This is a genomic window from Rhizobium sp. CRRU65, from assembly GCF_048551595.1.
Classification (GTDB): domain Bacteria; phylum Pseudomonadota; class Alphaproteobacteria; order Rhizobiales; family Rhizobiaceae; genus Rhizobium; species Rhizobium leguminosarum_J.
This window is the reverse complement of the sequence record NZ_JBLYZH010000003.1, coordinates 163,723-186,328: the sequence shown is the minus strand read 5'-3', so window position 1 is coordinate 186,328 and position 22,606 is coordinate 163,723. Positions and strand designations below refer to the sequence as shown.

At 61.3% G+C, this 22,606-nt stretch carries 13 protein-coding genes; 3 read left to right on the top strand and 10 right to left on the bottom strand.

The genetic code is table 11. The features are described from left to right. Nucleotides 1-32 precede the first annotated feature (32 nt). On the bottom strand, nucleotides 33-3,497 hold the full coding sequence (pyc, locus tag ACM5SV_RS07170; RefSeq protein ID WP_017995519.1) for a pyruvate carboxylase: 3,465 nt from the start codon (nucleotides 3,495-3,497) through the stop codon (nucleotides 33-35). Nucleotides 3,498-3,714: 217 nt separating this feature from the next. Further along, on the bottom strand, nucleotides 3,715-4,470 hold the full coding sequence (locus ACM5SV_RS07165; RefSeq protein WP_222016846.1) for a helix-turn-helix transcriptional regulator: 756 nt from the start codon (nucleotides 4,468-4,470) through the stop codon (nucleotides 3,715-3,717). 320 nt (nucleotides 4,471-4,790) lie between these two features. Here ACM5SV_RS07165 and ACM5SV_RS07160 point away from each other — a divergent pair, with 320 nt between their 5' ends. The 3 genes from ACM5SV_RS07160 (at nucleotide 4,791) to ACM5SV_RS07150 (ending at nucleotide 7,897) form a co-directional block, all read left to right on the top strand. Then, the gene (locus ACM5SV_RS07160) at nucleotides 4,791-6,554 is read left to right on the top strand and encodes a glucan ABC transporter ATP-binding protein/ permease (protein WP_012759455.1); all 1,764 of its coding nucleotides are present in this window, start codon (nucleotides 4,791-4,793) and stop codon (nucleotides 6,552-6,554) included. Between the two features lie 153 nt (nucleotides 6,555-6,707). Next, nucleotides 6,708-7,076, top strand: a complete 369-nt coding sequence (locus ACM5SV_RS07155; protein ID WP_157628345.1) for an IS5 family transposase — start codon at nucleotides 6,708-6,710, stop codon at nucleotides 7,074-7,076. A gap of 467 nt (nucleotides 7,077-7,543) precedes the next feature. Then, a complete protein-coding gene (locus ACM5SV_RS07150; RefSeq protein WP_012759457.1) occupies nucleotides 7,544-7,897 on the top strand; it encodes a VOC family protein in 354 nt (117 codons plus the stop codon). Between the two features lie 50 nt (nucleotides 7,898-7,947). Here ACM5SV_RS07150 and ACM5SV_RS07145 read toward each other — a convergent pair whose 3' ends face one another. From ACM5SV_RS07145 to ACM5SV_RS07110, 8 genes are all read right to left on the bottom strand, one after another. Further along, nucleotides 7,948-9,186 carry an OpgC family protein gene (locus ACM5SV_RS07145; RefSeq protein ID WP_017995521.1) on the bottom strand — a complete coding sequence of 413 codons (1,239 nt, stop codon included), beginning with the start codon at nucleotides 9,184-9,186 and terminating at the stop codon, nucleotides 7,948-7,950. Nucleotides 9,187-9,286: 100 nt separating this feature from the next. Next, nucleotides 9,287-17,806 carry a GH36-type glycosyl hydrolase domain-containing protein gene (locus tag ACM5SV_RS07140; RefSeq protein ID WP_222016848.1) on the bottom strand — a complete coding sequence of 2,840 codons (8,520 nt, stop codon included), beginning with the start codon at nucleotides 17,804-17,806 and terminating at the stop codon, nucleotides 9,287-9,289. Nucleotides 17,807-18,378: 572 nt separating this feature from the next. Continuing rightward, nucleotides 18,379-18,543 carry a hypothetical protein gene (locus tag ACM5SV_RS07135; protein ID WP_003543858.1) on the bottom strand — a complete coding sequence of 55 codons (165 nt, stop codon included), beginning with the start codon at nucleotides 18,541-18,543 and terminating at the stop codon, nucleotides 18,379-18,381. Between the two features lie 127 nt (nucleotides 18,544-18,670). Next, a complete protein-coding gene (locus ACM5SV_RS07130; protein ID WP_012759460.1) occupies nucleotides 18,671-18,859 on the bottom strand; it encodes a hypothetical protein in 189 nt (62 codons plus the stop codon). A 163-nt stretch (nucleotides 18,860-19,022) separates the two neighbouring features. Beyond that, nucleotides 19,023-19,772: an ABC transporter ATP-binding protein gene (locus ACM5SV_RS07125; protein ID WP_222016850.1), complete on the bottom strand. Its 750-nt coding sequence runs from the start codon at nucleotides 19,770-19,772 to the stop codon at nucleotides 19,023-19,025. After that, on the bottom strand, nucleotides 19,769-20,602 hold the full coding sequence (locus tag ACM5SV_RS07120; protein ID WP_222016852.1) for an ABC transporter ATP-binding protein: 834 nt from the start codon (nucleotides 20,600-20,602) through the stop codon (nucleotides 19,769-19,771). The genes ACM5SV_RS07125 and ACM5SV_RS07120 overlap by 4 nt, the downstream gene beginning before the upstream one ends. After that, nucleotides 20,599-21,534 (bottom strand): ABC transporter permease, encoded by a 936-nt coding sequence (locus tag ACM5SV_RS07115; protein WP_026230976.1) that lies wholly within the window; start codon nucleotides 21,532-21,534, stop codon nucleotides 20,599-20,601. Before ACM5SV_RS07115 ends, ACM5SV_RS07120 begins: the two co-directional genes overlap by 4 nt. After that, complete coding sequence (locus tag ACM5SV_RS07110; RefSeq protein WP_033181959.1) at nucleotides 21,531-22,598, bottom strand: ABC transporter permease; 1,068 nt, start codon at nucleotides 22,596-22,598, stop codon at nucleotides 21,531-21,533. Before ACM5SV_RS07110 ends, ACM5SV_RS07115 begins: the two co-directional genes overlap by 4 nt. Nucleotides 22,599-22,606: the final 8 nt, after the last annotated feature.

Here is a 22,606-nt window from a genome sequence, read left to right as displayed (position 1 = left end):
CGATGGGCGCCTTTGCCAAGGATGGCAGCGCTTCAGCCTGCGTAGACGACGAGCAGGTCCTTGGCATCGATCTGATCGCCGGCCCGTACCAGCACTTCGGAAATCGTGCCATCCTTTTCCGCATGCAGCGCCGTTTCCATCTTCATCGCCTCGATCGAGACGAGCACGTCGCCGGCATTGACGGCCTGGCCGGGCGAGACGAAGACACGGCTGATGACACCCGGCATCGGCGCGCCGACATGAACGGCATTGCCCGGTTCGGCCTTGCGGCGGACGGCCGCACCCGTCGCCCCATGGGCCCGGTCCGGCACCTTGATGCGGCGCGGCTGGCCATTGAGCTCGAAGAAGATGGTCACCATGCCCTGGCTGTCGGTGGCGCTCATCGCCTGGTTGACGATGACGAGCGTCTTGCCGCGCTCGATATCGGCAAACAGTTCCTCGCCGTCCTTGAGACCGTAGAAATAGGCGGGCGTCGGCAGCACCGAGACCGGGCCGTAGGTATCGGAGGCGAGCGCGAAGTCGGTGAAGACCTTCGGATACATCAGGTAGGAGGCAAATTCGAAGTCGCTGACCTCGCGCTCGAGTTTCGTCTCGATAACTTTGCGCTCCGCATCGAGATTAGCCTCCTTGAGCAGCGAGCCGGGGCGCACGGTATAGGGCTTGTCGCCCTTCAGCGCCTTCTTCTGCAGCGCTTCGGGCCATCCCGACGGCGGCTGGCCGAGATCGCCCTTCAGCATCGAGACCACCGATTCCGGGAAGGAGACTTCCTTGTCGGGGCTGACGACGTCGGCGACCGTCAGGTCCTGGGACACCATCATCAGCGCCATGTCGCCGACGACCTTGGAAGACGGCGTCACCTTGACGATATCGCCGAACATCTGGTTGGCGTCGGCATAGGCCTGCGCCACCCGATGCCAGCGGGTCTCGAGGCCGAGCGAGCGGGCCTGTTCCTTGAGGTTGGTGAACTGGCCGCCCGGCATTTCGTGCAGATAGACTTCGGATGCCGGCCCCTTCAGATCGCTTTCGAAGGCGGCATATTGGTTACGCGCCGCTTCCCAATAGAAGGAGATACGGCGGATCCATTCCGGATCGAGGCCCGGATCACGCTCCGTACCGCGCAACGCCTCGACGATCGAACCGAGACAGGGCTGCGAGGTATTGCCGGAAAGTGCGTCCATGGCCGCATCGACGGCATCGACGCCGGCATCGACGGCGGCAAGAACGGTCGCGGCCGCAATACCCGATGTATCATGCGTGTGGAAATGGATCGGCAGGCTGGTCGCCTCACGCAGCGCCTTGAACAGAACCTTCGCAGCCGCAGGTTTGAGAAGACCCGCCATATCCTTGAGCGCGATGATATGCGCGCCTGCCTTCTCGAGCTCGACTGCAAGATCGGTGTAGTATTTCAGATCGTATTTCGGACGCGCCGAGTTGAGGATATCGCCGGTATAGCAGATTGCCGCCTCGCAGAGCTTGTTCTCCTCGGCAATGGCATCCATCGAGACGCGCATGTTCTCCACCCAGTTCAGGCAATCGAACACGCGGAACAGATCGATGCCGCCTCTGGCTGCCTGGCGGACGAAATATTTGACGACATTATCGGGATAATTGGTGTAGCCGACGCCGTTGGCGCCGCGCAGCAGCATCTGCAGCAGAAGGTTCGGGGCGCCCTCACGGATCAGCGCCAGGCGTTCCCACGGATCCTCGGTCAGAAAGCGCATGGAGACGTCAAAGGTCGCGCCGCCCCAGCATTCGAGCGACAGAAGGTTCGGCAGCGCATGCGCATAGGTGTCGGCAATACGGGCGATGTCATAGGTGCGCATGCGGGTGGCGAGCAGCGACTGGTGGCCGTCGCGCATCGTCGTGTCGGTCAAAAGCACGCGCTTCTCGTTGCGCATCCATTCGCCGAATTTCTTCGGGCCGAGCGTGTCGAGGAGCTGCTTTGTACCATCCTTGACCGCATTGCCGTTGGCGTAGGGAACCACCGGCTCGGCAGCGTTTTCCAGCGGCCTCGGCCTATCCTTGGCCTCGGGATGGCCATTGACGGTGACATCGGCGAGATAGGTCAGGAGCTTCGTGGCGCGATCCTGGCGCTTGACCTGCTGGAAGAGTTCCGGCGTCGTGTCGATGAAGCGTGTCGTGTAGCTGTTATCCCGGAATTTCGGATGGCCGATGATCGCTTCGAGGAAGGTCAGGTTGGTTGCCACGCCGCGAATACGGAATTCGCGCAGCGCCCGGTCCATGCGGGCGATCGCTTCGGATGGATTGGGCGCCCATGCCGTGACCTTGACGAGAAGCGGATCGTAAAAGCGGGTGATGATTGCACCCGAATAGGAGGTGCCGCCATCGAGGCGGATGCCGAAACCGGACGCCGAGCGATAGGCGGTGATGCGGCCGTAATCCGGAATGAAATTATGCTCCGGATCTTCCGTGGTGATGCGGCACTGCAGCGCATGGCCGTTGAGACGGATATCCTCCTGGCGCGGCACGCCCGATTCCGGCGTGCCGATCGCAAAACCGTCGAGGATGTGGATCTGCGCCTTGACGATGTCGATGCCGGTGACGACTTCGGTCACCGTATGCTCGACCTGGATACGCGGATTGACTTCGATGAAGTAAAATTTGCCGGTATCGGCATCCATCAGATACTCGACGGTACCGGCGCCGACATAATTGGTCGCGGCCGCGATCTTCAGCGAATAGGCGGCGAGCTCCTGGCGTTGCGCCTCCGAGAGATAGGGCGCTGGCGCGCGCTCGACGACCTTCTGGTTGCGACGCTGGATCGAGCAGTCACGCTCGAAGAGATGCACGACATTGCCGTGCGTATCGCCGAGAACCTGGCTTTCGACATGGCGGGCGCGCTCGACGAGCTTTTCCAGATAGACCTCGTCCTTGCCGAAGGCCGCCATCGCCTCGCGTTTGGCTTCCGTCACCTCGCGGGCGAGATCCTTTGGATCGCGGATCGCGCGCATGCCGCGCCCGCCGCCGCCCCAGGAGGCCTTCAGCATGACGGGGTAGCCGATCCCCTCCGCCATCTTCGCCACTTCGGCCATGTCCTCCGGCAGCGGCCCTGTGGCCGGCACCACGGGAACGCCGACCGAGATCGCCAGGTTGCGCGCCGCAACCTTATTGCCAAGCTGGCGCATCGTATCGGCCCTCGGGCCGATGAAGATGATGCCGGCCTTGTTGCAGGCATCGACGAATTCGGGGCTTTCCGACAGCAGGCCGTAGCCGGGATGGATGGCATCGGCGCCGGAGAGTTTCGCAACGCGGATCACCTCCTCGATCGACAGATAGCTCTCGATCGGGCCCATGTCCTTGGACAGATGCGGGCCGCGGCCGACCTGGTAGCTCTCGTCCGCCTTGAAGCGGTGCAGCGCCAGCTTGTCCTCTTCCGCCCAGATCGCCACGGTTTTTATTCCAAGTTCGTTGGCCGCGCGGAACACGCGGATGGCAATTTCAGAGCGATTGGCAACGAGAATCTTGGAAATGGGCAAAACGGTCTCCTCAGACGTTCAGACGCGGGATTGCTGCACCCGCGAAGGAAATTCTTAACTTCTTGTCACAGAAAGTTCAATTTATCTTGCGACTGCGAAATGCAATTTTTCGACATGCTGGAGCAACTCCGCGAAAAGTGCGAAGCGGTTTTCCGTTCGGAGTTGCGCAAAAATAAAAAACCAGAGCAATTCCGCTTCGATGAGAAGCGGAGTTTCTCTACCTTATCAGGCCATGACGGAAGGCAAGCGCCACCGCATGCTGCCTGTTTTTCGCCTTCAGCTTGTCCTGTAGGCCGTTCATATACCAGTCGACGGTGTGGTTTGAGATCTTCAGCATCTTGCTGATCTCCATCGAAGTCATGCCTTCGGCGAGATAATGCAGGATTTCCATCTCGCGCCGTGTCAGCGGCGTATCGGCCGGCAGCACGGTTTCCAGTGCCTGCGCCTCACCTTTCAGATCGAGCAACCGCCAGAAGGCCTTGCGCGCCACCGCCTCCAGCAATGCGATTTCCACCGGCGACAGCTCAATCGGCTTGCCGGCGAGACTAAGGCTGGCGAGAATGCCGCTGCGTCCGTGGATGGGAAAGATGTAGCCGTCCTCCAACCCGTGCCCGAAGGCATCGACCATCATCTGCTCCATGCGCCGATGATAGGCGTCCTTGCGGAAGGTGGCCATCGCCTCTCGCCAGCGGAAAGGCCGCTGCGCATGGGCGAGATAGCGCACCATCGGATCGATCAGCGCATATTTTTTCGCGGCATATATTTGCGGCCATTGTTCCGGCCAGCGGCCGGCAAGCGCCGCAGCCCAAGGCTCTGGATTCTGCTGCAGCGGGCTCTGCGGCAAATGGTGCGGCAAGCCGTAATATTCGAAGCCGCAACCGCGGAGGATCTGCTCCAGTTCGGTGATGACAGCTTCAGGATTTGAGCATTCTTCCAGAATTACAAGCAATTGAATTAACGAATTAATATTCACAAAAATGCCCCTTGCCCGGACCTGATGCCCGCATGAGGCCGCTGGCGGCTGGTCAAACTGGTCGCGAAACGGTCTTATTCAATAAATGCAGTCTGTAATTTAATGCTGCGCTAAACATTTAATAAAATGCAAGCGCAAATTGTTGCGAGATATAGTCAGGCGGCAATTTCGGCGTCATGGCCACTCGTCGGATCCTGCCATAATATGATCGCGGCAATCATCACATCGATCGAACCCTGAATACTCCGTTAATCGCCCGTTCAGGTAGCCTTTTGTAGCATCGCATCATCCCGTTTTCGCAGATGCACAAGAGGTTCGACGTGACGCTATTCAAGGTCTATGCAAGGGCTCTGCGCTATCTTGGCGCCTACAAGCTGCGCGTATCCCTAGTCGTTGTCGCAAACATTGTTCTTGCGACGATCACCATCGCGGAGCCGATCCTGTTCGGTCGCATCATCGATGCGATTTCGGGCAAGGGTGAGGTCAAGCCCATCCTCTTCATGTGGGCGACTTTCGCCGTCTTCAACACCATTGCCTTCGTTCTGGTGGCCCGCGAGGCCGACAGGCTGGCCCATGGCCGGCGAGCGACGCTGTTGACGGAAGCCTTCGGCCGCATCATTTCCATGCCGCTCGGCTGGCATCATCAGCGCGGCACCTCTAACGCGCTGCATACGTTGCTGCGCGCCTGCGAGACACTGTTCGGCCTCTGGCTGGAATTCATGCGCAACCACTTGTCGACGGTCATCGCGCTTGCCCTTCTGATACCGACCGCAATGTCGATGGATCTGCGCCTTTCCGCAGTACTCATGGTGCTCGCCATCGCCTATTGGCTGATCGGCCGCGTCGTCATGAGCCGCACCAAGGACGGCCAGGCTTCGGTCGAGAACCATTATCACACCGTCTTCTCGCATGTCAGCGACTCGATTAGCAACGTTTCTGTCCTGCACAGCTACAACCGCATCGAGGCCGAAACCAGGGCGCTGAAATCCTTCGCCGACCGTCTGCTCGAAGCCCAGTATCCGGTGCTCGACTGGTGGGCGATCGCCGGCGCACTGAACCGCATGGCGTCGACCATCGCGATGATGGTGGTTCTGATCATCGGCACCATGCTCGTCCAGGCCGGCCAGCTGCGCGTCGGCGAAGTCATCGCCTTCATCGGCTTTGCCAACCTGTTGATCGGCCGTCTCGACCTGATGCGCCAGTTCGCTACGCAGATTTTCGAGGCCCGTTCCAAGCTTGAGGAATTCTATGCGCTGGAAGACTCGGTACGTGAACGTGAAGAGCCGGCCGGCAACGGCGAGATCAAGGACGTCAAGGGTGCGATCGAATTCCGCGACGTCTCCTTCGGCTTCGGCAACAGCTCACAGGGCCTGCACAACGTCTCCTTCTCGGTGAAGGCAGGCCAGACGGTCGCGATCGTCGGCCCGACCGGCGCCGGCAAAACGACGCTCGTCAACCTGCTGCAGCGTGTCTACGATGCCCAGGGCGGCAAGATTCTCGTCGACGGAACCGATATTACCAAGGTGACCCGCAAGTCGCTGCGTCGCCACATCGCCACCGTCTTCCAGGATGCGGGCCTGCTGAACCGTTCGATCAGTGACAATATCCGCCTTGGCCGCGAGGGCGCCAGTGAAGAGGAAATGCGCCGTGCGGCCGAAGCCGCCGCCGCTGCCGACTTCATCGAGACCCGCGAGGATCGCTACGATACGCATGTCGGTGAACGCGGCAACAAGCTCTCCGGCGGCGAGCGCCAGCGCATCGCGATTGCCCGCGCCATCCTCAAGGACGCGCCGATCCTGGTGCTCGACGAGGCGACCTCGGCGCTCGACGTCGAAACCGAAAACCGCGTCAAGGCCGCAATCGACAATCTGCGCCAGAACCGCACCACCTTCATCATCGCCCACCGCCTGTCGACGGTCCGCGAAGCCGATATGGTGCTCTTCCTGGATGACGGCCGTGTCGTCGAACAGGGCAGCTTCGACGAACTCAGCCACAGCAACGGCCGCTTCGCCGCCCTGCTGCGCGCCAGCGGCATCCTGACGGACGAAGAGGTCCGCAAGGCCCATACCACCGAAGCCGCCTGATCGGTTTGGGTTCGAGATAAAGGCCGGAAGGGTAACTCCTTCTGGCCTTTTCGTTTGCTCTGGGGCTGAGGACCGATCGACATTCAGGATTCCCAAATCGGTTGATCACTGATTCATAAGGTACCGTGTGCAGCACGGAGGCCTTTGAGGGGCGTGAAGCGATACGAGTTGAACGAGGCGCAATGGTCGAGAATTGCGCCTTTGTTGCCAGGCAAGGCCAGCGATCCAGGTCGGACGGGGGTAGATAACCGGCTGTTTGTGAACGGGTGTTTGTGGGTGCTGCGCTCAGGCGCGCACTGGCGGGACCTGCCGGAGCGCTATGGCAAGTGGAAGACGGTCCATCGCCGGTTCAGTCGCTGGTGCCATGCCGGCGTATGGGAGCGGGTCTTTGATGCCCTCACTGCTGACCGGGACAATCAGTACTTAATGATCGACAGTACCATCGTGCGTGCCCATCAACAGGCGGCGAGCGGAAAAGGGGGGCCAAGGATCAGGCGCTGGGGCGTTCCAGAGGTGGACTGACGGCCCAAGGCCCATATGCCGGTCGATACGCTCGAGCGCCCCTGCTCTTCATCACGATGGCCGGCCAGGTCGCGACATCACGCAAGCTCAATAACCAGACAGCTCAAGCCATCTGGGCGATAAAGCCTATGACAGCAATGCCTTGCGCGCAACGATCGCAAAGATGGAAGCCGAGGCAGTCATAGCCTCAGACCGTTCTCGAAAAACCGAGAGACGGGCGTCGCGCCCTGCCGCGCATCTCTCCGCCAAACCATGCCGAACCTCCCGACAAATCATCGCGGAAGTGTCAGGCATGTCTCCGAACATCTGTCACGTATGCATCAAGACCGTACACCTGTCGGGGGAAATGCCCGGCAGGGCAGAGGGGGTAGTGCACGGCACAACATCTCCGCTCCAACCCACATGATTGATCACCCCGCCGATCTTCCCTATCCTTCGCCAGTCAACGGAGCATAGGGAGAAAACCCATGAAGGTCCTGCGCATCGTCGCCAATATCCAGGCAGCGGATATCACCCCGGCCCGGCGCTTCTATCAGGATATCCTCGGTCTTGACGTCATCATGGACCACGGCTGGATCACGACGTTCGGCGCCGCACGCTCAATGAATATTCAGCTCAGCATCGCCAGTGAAGGCGGTTCCGGAACGGAGGTGCCGGACCTCTCGATCGAGGTTGATGACCTCGATGACGCTTTCGAGGCGATGTCGGCTTCAGGCTTTCCGATCGAGTACGGCCCGGCCGATGAGCCTTGGGGCGTCAGACGCTTTTATGTCCGAGATCCCTTCGGCAAGTTGGTGAACATCCTCATGCATAAAAATTGAGCCGGCGGCCATCGGCCACCGGCTCCTTCATGTCGAGCAAAATCCCAGCCCTATTTCCGATCATTCTGGCGATAGGCATTTGCCGTTCCGCCAATGCGGACGGGAACGGGGATGGTGGCGGTATCGGTGACGAGTTTCCCCCTAACCTTGCCCTGCTGACGTTTGCGCTCGAGATAATAGGCATAGGCGAATTGTATCGCGATCCCTGCAATCACGAAGAGCGGACCGACCAGTTGGTCCTTGTTGGTGATGTAGAGCACCACCTGGCCGATCATGGCGAGGATCGTGCCGGCGACGAAGATGTTCAGCGAATGGCGGCCGAGGATCGTCAGCGGATGGTCCACAGGACGGCGCAGGATACGCGAGAGCGCGGGAATGCTGATAACGAGGTAGGTCAGCGCCAGAACGTGCAGCAGCCGCGGCAGCGACAGGAAAGTCTTGTCGAAACCGGTGATGACAGGCGGCAGGCCGAGTGCCGCCAGCGAGTTGCCGAAAATCCAGAGATGGCCGGTCACCCAGATGAAGGACAGCACGACGTAACCGGCAGCGACCGTCAGCAGCAGCGGGTGCTGCGGGATCGTGCCGCCGCGCTTGATATGCAGCATCGAGACGATGCCGATCGAAAACAGGAACTGCCAGGAGAGCGGATTGAGGAACCAGTAGCTCTCGATCAGCATGTTGTGCGGCGCCACTTCATAGATGCCCGCAAGCAGCCAGACCGTAGCCGAGACGCCGAGCGCCAGCCAAGGGCTGCGCGCATTCAACAGCAGGATAATCGGCACCATCAGCATCAGCGCCCCGTACATCGGCAGGATATTGTTGTAGCCGATCTGGTGGCCGAGCAGGAGCAGCGCCGGAATGCCTTCCTTCAGGTTCATCAGAACCGCCAGGATATTAATCTCGACCAGCAAGCCCGGCCGATGGAACAGCCAGGCACCGCAGATGAAGAGCGCCAGCGTCATGAAGGTGGTGATCATATGGGCGAGATAGAGCGTGAAGGCGCGCTTTACCGCCTTGATCGCCACCGTCAGCCGGTTGCCCGGCTGGAAGCGGGACCCATAGGCAAGGCCGACGGCAATGCCCGAGATCAGCACGAAGGCTTCGGCGGCATCGGAGAAACCAAAATTCTTCGTCGTCACATATTCGAAGATCTGTCCGGGAACATGATTGATGAAGATCATGATCAGCGCCACGCCGCGCAAGACGTCGAGCCTCGTGTCACGCACCGGCGCAGCTGCGGATAGGGAACTGCGCCCCGTGACGATGGCTTGGGTCGGCGTGCTTGCCATGGGTTTCTCCTTATTATCCGATTTGCAAACGCGACGACGGCCAAAAGGGTTCCCTTTTGGCCGTCGCGAATCGCCGTGTTTTTCAGCGTGGAGAACGCTGTTATCCGAGCGGATATCCCTCTTCGGGATCGGTGACTTCGCAGCCGTTGATTGCCAGAGTGTAGCCGCTGTCATTGGACGCTTTTGAGACCGAAATGCGGTATTTCCCGCCGCCTTGCTCCACCTCTGCCGCAAAACCGTCCCATTTCGACGGGAGCGACGGGCGCACATAGAGCCGACCATCCTTCAGCCGGATACCGAGGATGCCCTCGACGGCGGCGCGGTAGAGCCAGCCGGCTGACCCGGTATACCAGGTCCAGCCGCCGCGTGACGTATAAGGCTCGTTTCCGTAGACGTCGGCCGCCACGACATAGGGTTCGACGCGGTATTGCTCCGCTGAAGCCTTGTCGAGCGCATGGGTGATCGGATTGAGGATCTGGAAGCAGCGGAAGGCATCGTCGCCCCGCTTCAGCTCCGCCAGCGCCATCACCACCCAGGTCGCCGCATGGGTATATTGCCCGCCATTTTCACGCACACCCGGCGGATAGGCCTTGATATAGCCGGGATCCCTGGCGGAATTGACGAAAGGCGGCGTGAACAGCCGGATGATGCGGGCATCCTCATCGACCAGTTGGTCGAGCACAGCCTCCATCGCCGTGACGGCGCGGTCCGGATCACCCTCGCCCGACAGCACGCTCCAGGACTGCGCGATCGAATCGATCCTGCATTCCGGGCTTTCCCTGGAGCCGAGCAGTGCACCGTCGTCGAACGTCCCGCGGCGATAGTAGCCGCCGTCCCAAGCCGCAGTTTCGAGCGCCTTCTTGAGCTCGGTAAGATGCGCCGCCCAGCGCTCCGTGCGGGCCGTGTCGCCACGCTCTTCGGCATAGGGAATGAAGGAGCGCAATGCGCCCGCCAGGAACCAGCCGAGCCAGACGCTGGTGCCGCGCCCGCCGATGCCGACGCGGTTCATGCCGTCGTTCCAGTCGCCGCCAAGAAACAGCGGCAGGCCGTTAGCCCCCTTGCGAGCGATGGCGAGATCGAGCGCCAACGCCGCGTGTTCGTAGACGCTCGCCTTGTCCTCGGAAATCTCCGGCTTGTAGAACGAGTCGTGCTGGCCTTCGAGCAGAGCCGGCCCTTCCAGGAAGGCGATCTCCTCGTCGAGGACGTTTTTGTCGCCGGTGACGTTGCAATAGTGATGGATCGCGTAAGCGAGCCAGACGACGTCGTCCGAAATCAGCGTGCGCACGCCCGCACCCGTTCCCGGCAGCCACCAATGCTGTACGTCGCCTTCGCGGAACTGGCGTGAAGCGGCATTCAGGATCTGCCGGCGGGCAAGCGAGGGTTCGTGCAGCACGAAGGCCAGCGTGTCCTGCAGCTGATCGCGGAAGCCGAAGGCACCGCTTGCCTGGTAGAAGGCGGTGCGGGCCATGATGCGGCAGCCGAGGCTCTGATAGGGCAGCCAGGTGTTGACGAGATTGTTCATCCCGCGATCCGGCGTCGATATCTGCAGCCTACCGGTGAAATCCCGCCAGAAGGCGCGGTTTGCCTCGACGGTCTCGTCGAACGAAGCCTTGCGGATATCCGCGATAACAGTGCGCGCTTCTTCTTCCGTCGGAGTATCGCCGAGGAAGAAGGTGAAGTCGCGCTCCTCGCCGGCGCCGAGCTCGATGTCGATAGCAAGCGCCGCGGCCGGATCACCGTCGAGTTCGGTCGCGCCGGAAAGGCCGGCGGCGGAAATGACGGCCTGCGGTGCCTGGATCGTCCCCGCCTTGCCGATGAATTCGCGCCGGCTTGCCGAGAAACTCGAAAGCGTCTCGCTCGCCGCGAAGAAGGCGGTGCGGTTGGAAAAATCGATGCTGTAGGGATTGGTGGCAAATAGCGCCCCCGTCTCCTCATCATGGCTCGACAGGATGAAAGGCACCGTGCGTCCCGGATTGCTGCCGAGGATCCATTCGACATAGCCGTAGAGACGCAGCTTGCGGCTAGTCGAACCGGTGTTGCGCAGGCGCAGGCGTTGCAGTTTCACCGGCTTTTCGCGGTCGATCGTCTGCGTCAGCTCGAGCGCGATATCGTGCTGAACGCTGGAGAAGACGGAATAACCGAGCCCGTGGCGGGCTTCGAAACGGATGTCCGGCCGGCGGGAAAGCGCTGCGAACGGCGTCATGACAGCACCGCTGTCGAGATCGGTGAGATAGAACGCCTCGCCCGAACGGTTGACCACTGCATCGTTCGACCAGGAGGTCAGCTGATAGTCGCGCGAATTGACGCTCCAGGTGAAGCCCGAGCCCTCGGCCGACACGTGGAAGCCGAAGCTGTCGTTGGAAATGACATTGATCCAGGGCTGCGGCGTCGCATGACCTCCAGGCAGCCGAACGACATATTCGCGTCCGTCGCGGGCAAAGCCGCCGATGCCGTTCCAGAAGTCGAGATCGCCTTCCTCCTCGATGACGACGGCGGGCACGACAGGTGGCGGCACCGGCGCAATACGCTTGACGGGGGCTTTGGCGCGCTCGGCCCGTTCCATCTCCTGCAGTTCCTCCTTGGAGGGTGCAAACAGCGCCACGGCGCGGTTGATCTGGTCGACCACCTTGCCGTTCTTGGTATGCAGCGTGACGCGGGAAGCCGCGATCAGCGCATGGTAGGTGCTTTCCTCCATCAGGTCCTTGCGAACCGCAAAGATATGCTGGCGCAATCCGTCGGCCTGGCCCATGCGGCGCACGTTTTCGCACATGGCGTCGAGCGCATGCTGCATGTCCTGCGCATAGGACGAAGCGCGTTCGTTCATGATGACGAGATCGGCGGTGACGCCCCGCGAGCGCAGATATTCCTGCGCCAGCAGCGCCTCGCGGGCGATGTCGAGATCCATGTCGTCGTTAATGCGCAGCGTAAAGATCGGGAAGTCGCCGGAGATTGCCAGCGGCCAGAGCGCCGATTGCGACTGCAGGCCGGCCTCGACGGTCGCCTCGTCCTTGCGCAGTTGCATATCAGGATAGACGAGATAGCGTCCAAGATGCTGGAAGGCCGCCGCCTGCTGGGAGGTGACGCCGACATGGCGCATCTGCACCTGCGTGCGTGTCCAGGCCTGGACGAGCTCGTGGGTGAAGGCGTCGGGATGACGGTAGCGATTGACCGCCTTGTCGACTTCCTCGCGGCTTGGCGCCGCAATCGTCCAGAAGATCACGCTGACTTTCTTGCCGGCCGGTACGCGGACGGTGCGACGCAGCGACATCACGGCATCGAGCATGAAGCCGTCGCTGCCGGAAAGCGTAGCGCCCGGGTCGAAGGCGGCCGCATCGGCAAGACTGCGGCCACGGCCGATGAACTTGCGCCGGTCGGTCTCGAATTCGGTATGGCGGGTGTCGCCGGCATTGTCGACGATCAGATGTGCGATGCTGATGTTCGGCTCGTTCGGATCGCGCTTGTTGCGTTCGGCACGGATGACGTCGCCGCGCTTGCCGATCTCTGTCTTGACGAACATGCGGGCAAATGCCGGATGCGCATTGTCGGTATCGTCGGAGGTGATCACCGGCTCGAGATAGGAAGTGACCTCGATGAAACGGTCTTCCGTGCCCATGTTGAGCAGCGTAACACGACGGGCCTCGGCATCATGCTCGGTGGCGACGATGCACTCCACCTCGCTTGTGAGGTCGCCGACAATCTTGGTGAACTGCGCCTTCTCGTCGGCGAATTCGACCATGGTCTTTTCGCCTTCGACGCCCTTCGGCTCTGATGTCGCCGACCACCATTCGTTGGTGGCGGTATCACGCAGGAAGATGAAACTGCCCCAGCGGTCTTCAGTCGGATCAGGCTTCCAACGGGAAACGGAAAGATTGTTCCAGCGGGAATAACCGGCGCCCGTCGCCGTCAGCATCACCGAATAATGGCCGTTCGACAGGAAGACGAGTTCGCGGTCGCGCGAAGCCGGATCGCTGATCTTCCTGAGTTCCGGCCGCAGGAGATCGTCCTGGATGCTGGCGGGCGTATCGGATTCGTGCTTGCCGCTCATGACGGGAATGTCGCGCGGCGCCTTTTCCTGCAGCAGCAGTTCCGCCGCCTCGATGACAGGATCGGCGTGGAAGAGTTCGCGCAGATGACCGTTGAAGGCGACATTGGCAACCGCCGCGATCGACATGCCGTGATGGTGGGCATAATAATTGTAGACCACCGCGCATTTCTTGCCTTCCGGCACGCGCGTCGGCGTGAAGTCGACGGCGTCGTGGAAGCCGAACTTGCCGAGTGCGCCGAGCTTGCGCAGCCTCTGCAGGTTTTCCAGCGCAGCCGGCGGATCGTATTGGCTGGCAAGCAGCGAGGCATAGGGCGCGATAACGGCATTGTGGCCGAGACCGCGCTTCAGGCCGAGCGTCGGCACGCCGAAATTCGTGTACTGATAATTGAGGTTATGGTCGCGGGCATTGAAGGCAGCTTCCGAAATGCCCCAGGGAATACCGAGCTTGCGGGCGTAATTCATCTGCTCGACGACGACCAGATTGTTGGTCTGGTTGAGAATACCCCCGCCGCGCTCCTGCATGACGAGCGGCGGCATCAGATATTCGAACATCGAGCCGGACCAGGACACCAGCGCACCGCGCGAGCCGACGGGCACGACCTGGCGGCCGAGGCGGTACCAGTGTTCCGTCGGCAGGTCGCCCTTGGCGATGCCGAAGAGGCTGGTCAGGCGGCATTCCGAGGCGAGAAGGTCATAGCAGGCCTGATCGAGTTCACCGCTTTCGACGCGATAGCCGATCGACAGCAGACGCCGCTCCGGCCGGAACAGGAAGCCGAAATCCATCGAGAAGGCGAGGTCGCGCGCCTTGTCGCGCAGCGCCACCAGACGCGGCCTCAGTGCATCGACTTTGGAAAGGTCGAAGGTGCTGTCGGAAATATGCGCCTCGCAGACCTTCACCAGCGATGCCGCCCATTGGGTGACCTCTTCGCTCTGCTTCGACTTGACCTCATGGTCGAGATTGGCGGCGAGCTTCTCGATGTCGCGCGCGAGAACCGCAAGGTTGATGATTCGGATCGAGGCAAATTCGTGCTCGCGTTTGACGGCGGCAAGCGCGTTCTGGAAGCCGACGATGCGCTCCTCCAGGCGCCGGCGCAGCGGGCGCACGGTCTTGCGGTCATCGGGCAGGTCCGCCAGCACTTCGCGGAGAATGCCGGCCGTGTCGCCGACGCCGTCGAGATTGCCCTGCATATGAGCGGACGGCGCCTCGGCCCAGTTGCGGCAGGCCGACGAAATGGCGATCAGATGGCCGGCGAGATTGCCGCTGTCGACGGCAGAGACGTAACGGGGCCCAAGCGTCTGCAGCGTATCGGTGTGGTACCAGTTGAACAGGTGACCGCGGAATTTCTCCATTTTGTCGATCGTCGCGATCGTCTGCTCCAGCCGCTCGAGCGTCTCCTCGAAGGAGAACCAGCCGAAATGCCGGCCGGAAACGACGGAAAGCAGATAGACGCCGATATTGGTCGGCGAGGTGCGCGCCGCGACGATCACATGCGGCGTTTCCTGGATATTGTCAGGCGGCAGATAGTTCTGCTCGGCGGTCGTGAAAGTTTCGAAATAACGCCAAGTGCGCCGGGCGATCTTGCGCAGTTCGCTCGACACGGAATCGGCGACCTCGAGCCGGTCCTCGGTCTCCGCCGACTGGCTGACATACCAGGCGACAACAGGCGACAGGATCCACAGCAGCGCGAAGGGAATGCCGACGAGGAAGGCGTTGTCGCCGGGAAGAGCGGCAAAACCGAGCGCCAGCAGCGCCAACGCCGGTGCATGCCACATCGCCTTGTAATAGGAAATCAGCGTGCCCTGGCCGCCGGCCTGAACGCTGGCGGCGGTCCGCCACTGCAGCATCAGCTTGCGGCTGACGAACAGGCGGTAGAGCGACCGGCCGATCGCATCCGCCATCATGCAAGCCGAATCGGCGATGAAGACGATGCGCAGCGCAACCTGCGCATTGGCAGCCGTGATATCGGCCCAGACCGTATAGAGATGGGCGCGGGCGATGATATCGCTGGTGCGCGGGATGATGCCGTTGATGAGCGATAGCGTCGGCGCGACGAAGAGGCAGAAGATCAGCAGAATCTGCCAGATGAGCGCGCCGAGCGGACCCATGAAATACCAGCCGAGCACGGAGGCGAAGAACCAGGCGATCGGCGTCAGCGAGCGGCGCAGATTGTCGAACATCTTCCACCGGCCGAGCGCCGTGACGCCATATTTCGGATTGAACATGTAGGGGAGAAGCTGCCAGTCGCCGCGCGCCCAGCGATGCTGGCGCGAGGTTTCCACCTCGTAGCGGATCGGGAAATCCTCCACCAGTTCGAGATCGGTAACGAGCGCGCAACGCGCCATCGAGCCTTCGAGAAGATCGTGGCTGAGCACGGAGTTCTCGTCAATCCGGCCCTTCAGCGACGCTTCGAAGGCATCGACATGGTAAAGGCCCTTGCCGGTGAAGGTGCCTTCGCCGGCGAGATCCTGATAGACGTCGGACACGGTGAAAACGTAAGGATCGAGGCCGCGGTTGATCGAAAAGACGCGCTGGAAGACCGACGCGTCCTTGCCCGTCGTCAGCGACGGGGTGACGCGCGGCTGCAGCACGCCGTAGCCGCTTTCGACACGGCCGGTTTTCGGATTAATCACCGGACGGTTGATCGGATGATAGAGCTTGCCGACGAGCTTGGTGACGGCATCGCGCATCAGGCGCGTATCGGCATCGAGCGTCATGACATATTGTACATTGGCTGGCACGGTATTGGCGCCCGGCAGGTAGGTCGTGTCGCGGTCGCCGCGCAGAAGCATGTTCAGCTCGTGCAGCTTGCCGCGCTTGCGCTCCCAGCCCATCCAGACGCCTTCCGAGGGATTATAGAGGCGGCGGCGATGCAGCAGATAGAAACGCGTCTTGCCGTCATAGGCATAACGGGCGGAGAGATTGGCGATCTCGCGCCTGGCATAATCGAGAACCTCGAGATCGGCAGGCGTTTCCTCGACCTCGCTGTCCGGCCAGTCGCTGAGCATCGCGAAATAGATCTCGCCGCGCGGATTGGCGAGATAATGGACCTCGAGATTGCGCACGTGGTCGTCGACGCTGTCGCGGTTCGAGATCAGGCAGGGCACGACGAGCAGCGTGCGCGCATCTTCCGGAATGCCGTCCTTGAACTCGTAGCCGACGAGGCGCGCCGGTGTCACGAAGAAGGAAAGCAAGGTGTTGAAGAGACCTGTCGCCCCCTCCGACGCCGGCACCGAGAACATGATCAGCAGCAGGGCGATTTCGACCGCCCCCATGCCGGCATTCGCCATGAACTTGCCGACGATTGCCATGGCGATGACCGTCAGCAGCATGACGGGCACGGCAATCGCCAGCCAGTTGAACCGGCGAACGGCGCGCACGAAATGCTGGGTGACCGTCGGACGATAGTTCGCCCGCGCCTCGAGCTTCGGCCGCTGCGCGCCCGACAGGAAGCCGCCGACATTCGGTTCATGCGGCTGCGGCTCGTCGGAGGCCTTGGCGGCATCGGTCATGTCGAGCGCCAGCTGGGCGATTTCCATTTCCGACAGCGGCGAGCGCTTGGCCAGCTTCTCGATCTGCTTGCGATATTTGTTGCGCGAGCCGGAATCGAGGATGCCGTAATCCGAATGCTCCCAGAGCAGCTTGTCGACATGGCTGACCTGCTCGACCCAGACCGACCATTCGGCATCATCGATCTCGCGAAGGCTGCGGATGATGTTGCCCATCGTCACATTGCCGGACGAGAGCCGGCTGTGTTCGGCCGTCGTCGCCTCTTCGGTGTTGCGGCCGAGCTCTTCCAGCCGCTCGTCGAGCCAGGTGATCGCCAGGCTCGACGTCTGCGAGCCGTCGCGCAGGCGATAGAGGAACTGCGTCGAGAAGGTATTGTCCTCGGCAAGCGGTTCCAGCGTCTTTAGATAGGCGGCCGCCCCGGCCGGGTCGGTCAGGCGCACCAATTCGTCGGCTGCCTCGTTGGCGCGGCGGCGCAGCCGGCGGCTGGCTTCGACACGGCTCGAAATGCGGCGAAGGTTTTCGACGAGCACGTAGCGCACCAGAGAGGGCAACGCCCAGAGTTCGCCGATCCTGAGCGTCTCGCTGGCCTGGAAGCCATCGACCAGCGCCGTCAAACTTTCCTGCGAGATCGTGCTGTGGGTATGGGCGACATAGAGCCAGGCAAGCACGAGGGTGCGCGGCACCTCGACGCCACCGACGACCATGGTCGGCAATTCGCGGTAGAAGCGGCGGGGGAAGTCGCGCCGCACCTCCTGGATCGCCTCTTCGACGATATAGTGATTGTCCAGCAGCCATTCTGCCGCCGGCGTGATCGTCTCGCCGGCCTCGACGTCGGTCGCCGTTGTCCGGTAGACGCGCAGGATTTCCTTCTCGTTTTCCTTATGGCGCGCGAAGAAATCGAAGGGGGCGAAAGCCGGCAGCTGGTCGACGCCGTTGCGGGCGACCGCATCGCCCATCGCCTTGATGTCTTCGATCGACAGATAGGTCGAACGGATCGAACCATTGTGATCGATCTGCTTCATATCGGGTTCGCGCGGAAGGCTCGGAGAAAGATGAGAAATAGACATGGGTTCGGTTCTGGATCCAAACGAAGTTATGGCTGTTTTGCTCAGCCTTTTGCACTGCTTATCATGACTGCTACATGAACGGAGCCCTATTCTTCAAAGATCGATGAAGCCGGGGTGAACGACACTCGGGCCAAGCGATGCAAACGGGCCAAGCCCTGGTTCAGGACTGGCCCGAGGGGATCGAGACCATCGATACCCTCTCCGCGAAAGCTATGTCGGAAATTTGGACACTATCGGGATAATTCAAGTCAAGAGGCGTTCGCCACTCGCCCGGCGAGCTTGTCTGGGCGGTGGGAATGACGAAAGTGCCGGCACCTGGTCCCGGCGATCAACGGCTTCGATTTCAGAAAAAGGAAAGAAGAATCGCCGGATCATGCGCCTGCCGGCGAATTGGCCGGCTTGCGCCCCACGCATGAGCAAGTTCGCCGTGGCGTGCTTTGGATGGCGTGAAAAAGTACAGAAGAATGATGGTGATGAGTCTCGGAAAGCCGAGACAAATTAATGTTCCGGAATTCAATAAAGGCGGAAACCGCCGCAGCGCCGGCACCTGCCGACGCTAATCATCCGCCGGATTACCCGACGACGCCGCAAACCATGGCTACGACGAACAGGAATGCTGCGGTGAAGATCGCGCCATGGAGCATCGTTTGAAGCCTGTGGCGCGTGGTGAGCGGCTTCTTGGTCGGTACGGAACCATATTGGTTCACGTGAGCATGCGAAATACCCAGATCTGCCATATGTCGCCTCCGTTGTTCTCGTTCGGCCGGTTGTGCGGCTCGCGCTTATATTCGTATTTTGTCTATCAAGTAGGTAGAGATAAATTTCCGTCCAGGGCGAACGAAAGAGAAAATTCAACCAGACCTTTTAGCAGAGCGTGCGCCATGCCCAGATCAACGAGCGCTCGACAGCGTTCTCGGTCTGGGGCGGGTTGGAGGAAGTCTCGATCAGCCGACGGTCCTTTTCCGCAGGAATGGATGCCGAAATCTGTTCCCGGCAATCGGCTTTAACAGGAGGATCGAGGTAACCCATGGTCATCCCACCGAGAAAGAACATGCAATCAACCTCCATCGATCACGAAAGCTAACAAACGTTAACAGGATCATGACAGAAGCAAGGCAGCTGTCAATAGTCTAGTTGAATGGTCGTCTTTTAGGAAACCATTATCCTTAACACCGTCGCCGGTCTTTTCTTTTCAAAGGTTTGAAAAGATTGGCTTTCACGCTTTGACGAAACCCTTGCTCGCGATCATCAAATTTCTCGTATAGTCCTCGTGAACCGCGCCTTCTGCCAGTGCCTGCGAGCTCAGCCGCTCGACGACGGCGCCGTTGCGCATCACGGCGAGCCTTTCACACATATGGGTGACGACACCGAGATCATGGCTCACCATCACAAAGGTAAGCTTGCGGTCGCGTCGGATCTCTTCCAGCAGGTTCAGCACCTCGGCCTGCACCGAGGCGTCGAGCGCCGATGTCGGCTCGTCGAGCAGCAGGATCGACGGTTCCACGATCAGCGCCCGGGCGATCGCCACGCGCTGACGCTGGCCGCCGGAGAGCTGGTGCGGGTAGCGGAAACGGAAACCATTGCCGAGGCCGACCTCGTCGAGCGCTCGGGCGATGCGCTTCTCGCTGTCGGCGATGCCGTGGATTGCAAGCGGTTCGAGCAGAAGCCGATCGATCGTCTGGCGCGGATGTAGCGACCCGTAGGGATCCTGAAAGACCATTTGCACGCGCCGGTAGAAGGCTTTGCTGCGCTTCGAACCTTTCAGCGGCTCACCATCGATGTTGATCGCCCCGCCGCTGATCGGTGCAAGTCCGGCAACGGCTCGCAGCAAGGTCGATTTTCCCGAGCCGGACTCGCCGACAAGACCAAAGGATTCGCCGCTTTCGATGGCGATGCTGACATCCTTCAGCGCATGAAAATGGTCGTAGACGACGCTGAGATCGTGGATATCGAGAGCTGCGCTCATGCCGCCCACTCCGGCTTGCGGTCGAGCACCGGCAGCGGATGGCGGTTTGCACCGATCTCGGGCATGCAGTTCAGGAGCCCCTGCGTATAGGGATGCTGCGCATGTTTGAGATCGGCCGCCGCCAGCTCCTCGACGACCTTGCCGGCATACATGACGATGACGCGGTCGCAGAAGGACGAGACCAGCCTCAGATCATGGGAGACGAAAATCAGCCCCATGCCGCGCTCGGACACCAGCCTGTCCATGATCCGCAGCACGTCGAGTTGCACCGTCACGTCAAGCGCCGAGGTTGGCTCGTCGGCAATCAGCAGTTCAGGCCCGGCAATCAGCATCATGGCGATCATCGCCCGCTGCCCCATGCCGCCCGAGACCTCGTGCGGATGCAGGTCGAACACACGTTTCGGGTCGCGGATCTGCACCGCTTCCAACATGGCGAGCGCGCGCTCGCGCGCCTCCGCCTTGCCGACCTTCTCATGCGTCCGCAGCGTCTCGCAGATCTGCCGTCCGATCGACATGACGGGATCGAGCGAATATTTCGGATCCTGCAGGATCATGGCGATACGCTTGCCGCGCAGCCTGCGTCTTTCGCCGGCGGAGGCGTTGATCAGATCGATGCCGTTGAAATTAAGCCTGTCGGCCGTGACGATGCCGTGTTTCGGCGTCAGGCCCATGATCGCCCGTCCGGTCTGCGACTTGCCGGAACCGGATTCGCCGACGATGCCGAGCCTTTCCTTGCCGAGCGTGAAGGAGACGCCGCGCACGGCCTCGATCACGCCGGTGCGCGTGGGGTAGCTGACCTTGAGCTTGTCCACGGTCAGAAGTGTCGTCATTGGCCACTCTCCTTCGGATCGAGCGCGTCGCGCAGGCCGTCGCCAAGGAGATTGAAGCCGAGGCTGACGATGAGGATGGCGATGCCGGGCATCGCTGCGACCCACCATTGATCGAGGATGAAGCGCCGTCCCGAGGCGATCATAGCACCCCATTCCGGCAGTGGCGGCTGCGCACCGAGACCGAGGAAGCCGAGACCGGCCGCCGTCAGGATGATGCCCGCCATGTCGAGCGTCACGCGCACGATCAGCGAGGAAATGCAGAGCGGCATGACATGGCGCACGACAATGCGAAGCGGCGAGGCGCCCATCAGCTTCACCGCCGAAATATAGTCGGAACGCCGGACCGCCAGCGTCTCGGCGCGGGCGATGCGGGCATAGGGCGGCCAGGAGGTGATGGCGATGGCGATGATCGCATTCTGGATGCCGGGCCCGAGGGCTGCGACGAAGGCGAGCGCCAGAACCAGCTTCGGAAAAGCGAGGAAAATATCGGTGATACGCATCAGCGTCGCATCCACCCAGCCTCCGGCATAACCGGAGACGGTGCCGACGATCAACCCGATCGGCGCCGAGATGACGGCGACGAGCGCAACGACAAGGAGCGTCAATCGCGATCCGTAGATCAGCCGCGAATAGATATCACGGCCCTGGTCATCCGAACCGAGCCAGAATTCCCCCGTGCCGGGCGGCAGCAGGCGAGCATTGCGCAGATCGCCGATCACCGGATTATGCGTTGCGAGCACATCGGCAAAGGCGGCGATGAAAAGCAGCGCCACGATGATGAGCAGACCAACGACAGCAAGTCGGTTTGCCGTGAACTGCCGCCAGGTAACATAGGTGCGGCCGAGGCGAGCCTGCAGGCGCGATTGCGGCCGGTCGGAGAGCAGCCATTCGCGGCGGCTCATCGGCTGGGATGGGCTGGCGGTCACCGTCATCGGTTTCGCGTCCTCGGGTCGAGTGTCCGGTAGAGAAGGTCGGACAGAAGGTTGATGCCGATGAAGACCGTACCGATGACGATCGTGCCGCCGAGCACGGCATTCATATCGGCATTCTGCAGCGAATTGGTGATGTAGAGCCCGATGCCCGGCCAGGAAAAGACAGTCTCGGTCAGCACCGATCCTTCCAGCAGGCCGGCATAGGAAAGCGCAATGACGGTAACGAGCGGCACGGCGGCATTGCGCAGCGCATGGCCCCAGATCACCCGCGTTTCCGAAAGCCCCTTGGCACGCACGGCGACGATATATTCCTGGGAAAGCTCGTTCAGCATGAAGCTGCGCGTCATGCGGCTGATATAGGCGAGCGAGAAGTAGCCGAGCAGTGAAGCGGGCAGGATGATGTGGCGGAATACGTCGTAGAAGACATCCCACTGCCCCTGCCAGGCACTGTCCAGCAGATAGAAGCCGGTGATCGGCGTGAACGTATATTCGAAGACGATATCGATGCGGCCGGGAAAGGCCACCCAGCGCAATTGCGCATAGAAGATGACGAGCGAGATCAGCGCCAGCCAGAAGATCGGCACCGAATAACCGATCAGACCGATGACGCGCACCACCTGGTCGACGATGCTGCCGCGACGCACCGCGGCGAGAACACCGAGCGGCACGCCGACGAAAGCGCCAATCAGCGTTCCGAGCGTCGCAAGCTCGACCGTCGCCGGAAATGCACGGCGAATATCGACCATGACGGGATTGGTCGTCAGGACCGAATTACCGAAATCGCCGGACAGGATGCCTTTGATATAGATGAAGAACTGCTGATAGAGCGGCAGGTTGAAGCCCATTTCCTGGCGTACACGCTCGACGACATGGTTGGGCGCGCGGTCGCCAAGAATGGCGAGCACGGGATCGATCGGCACGACGCGGCCGATGAAGAAGGTGACGGCCAGCAGGCCGAGATAGGTGGTGACGGCGGCAAACAGAAACCGCCCTAACGCCTTCGCAAAGGCCCTAGCACGGCCCTTCCGGGGCCGCGCCTCCTGCGTTGTTTCGACGGTGCTCAAGTCACTCA

Coding starts and splice junctions, on each gene's coding strand:
- ACM5SV_RS07150 (WP_012759457.1), top strand. CDS start 7,544: ATGAAGGTCCTGCGCATCGTCGCCAATATCCAGGCAGCGGATATCACC.
- ACM5SV_RS07145 (WP_017995521.1), bottom strand. CDS start 9,186: ATGGCAAGCACGCCGACCCAAGCCATCGTCACGGGGCGCAGTTCCCTA.
- ACM5SV_RS07140 (WP_222016848.1), bottom strand. CDS start 17,806: ATGTCTATTTCTCATCTTTCTCCGAGCCTTCCGCGCGAACCCGATATG.
- ACM5SV_RS07135 (WP_003543858.1), bottom strand. CDS start 18,543: ATGGCAGATCTGGGTATTTCGCATGCTCACGTGAACCAATATGGTTCC.
- ACM5SV_RS07130 (WP_012759460.1), bottom strand. CDS start 18,859: ATGTTCTTTCTCGGTGGGATGACCATGGGTTACCTCGATCCTCCTGTT.
- ACM5SV_RS07125 (WP_222016850.1), bottom strand. CDS start 19,772: ATGAGCGCAGCTCTCGATATCCACGATCTCAGCGTCGTCTACGACCAT.
- ACM5SV_RS07120 (WP_222016852.1), bottom strand. CDS start 20,602: ATGACGACACTTCTGACCGTGGACAAGCTCAAGGTCAGCTACCCCACG.
- ACM5SV_RS07115 (WP_026230976.1), bottom strand. CDS start 21,534: ATGACGGTGACCGCCAGCCCATCCCAGCCGATGAGCCGCCGCGAATGG.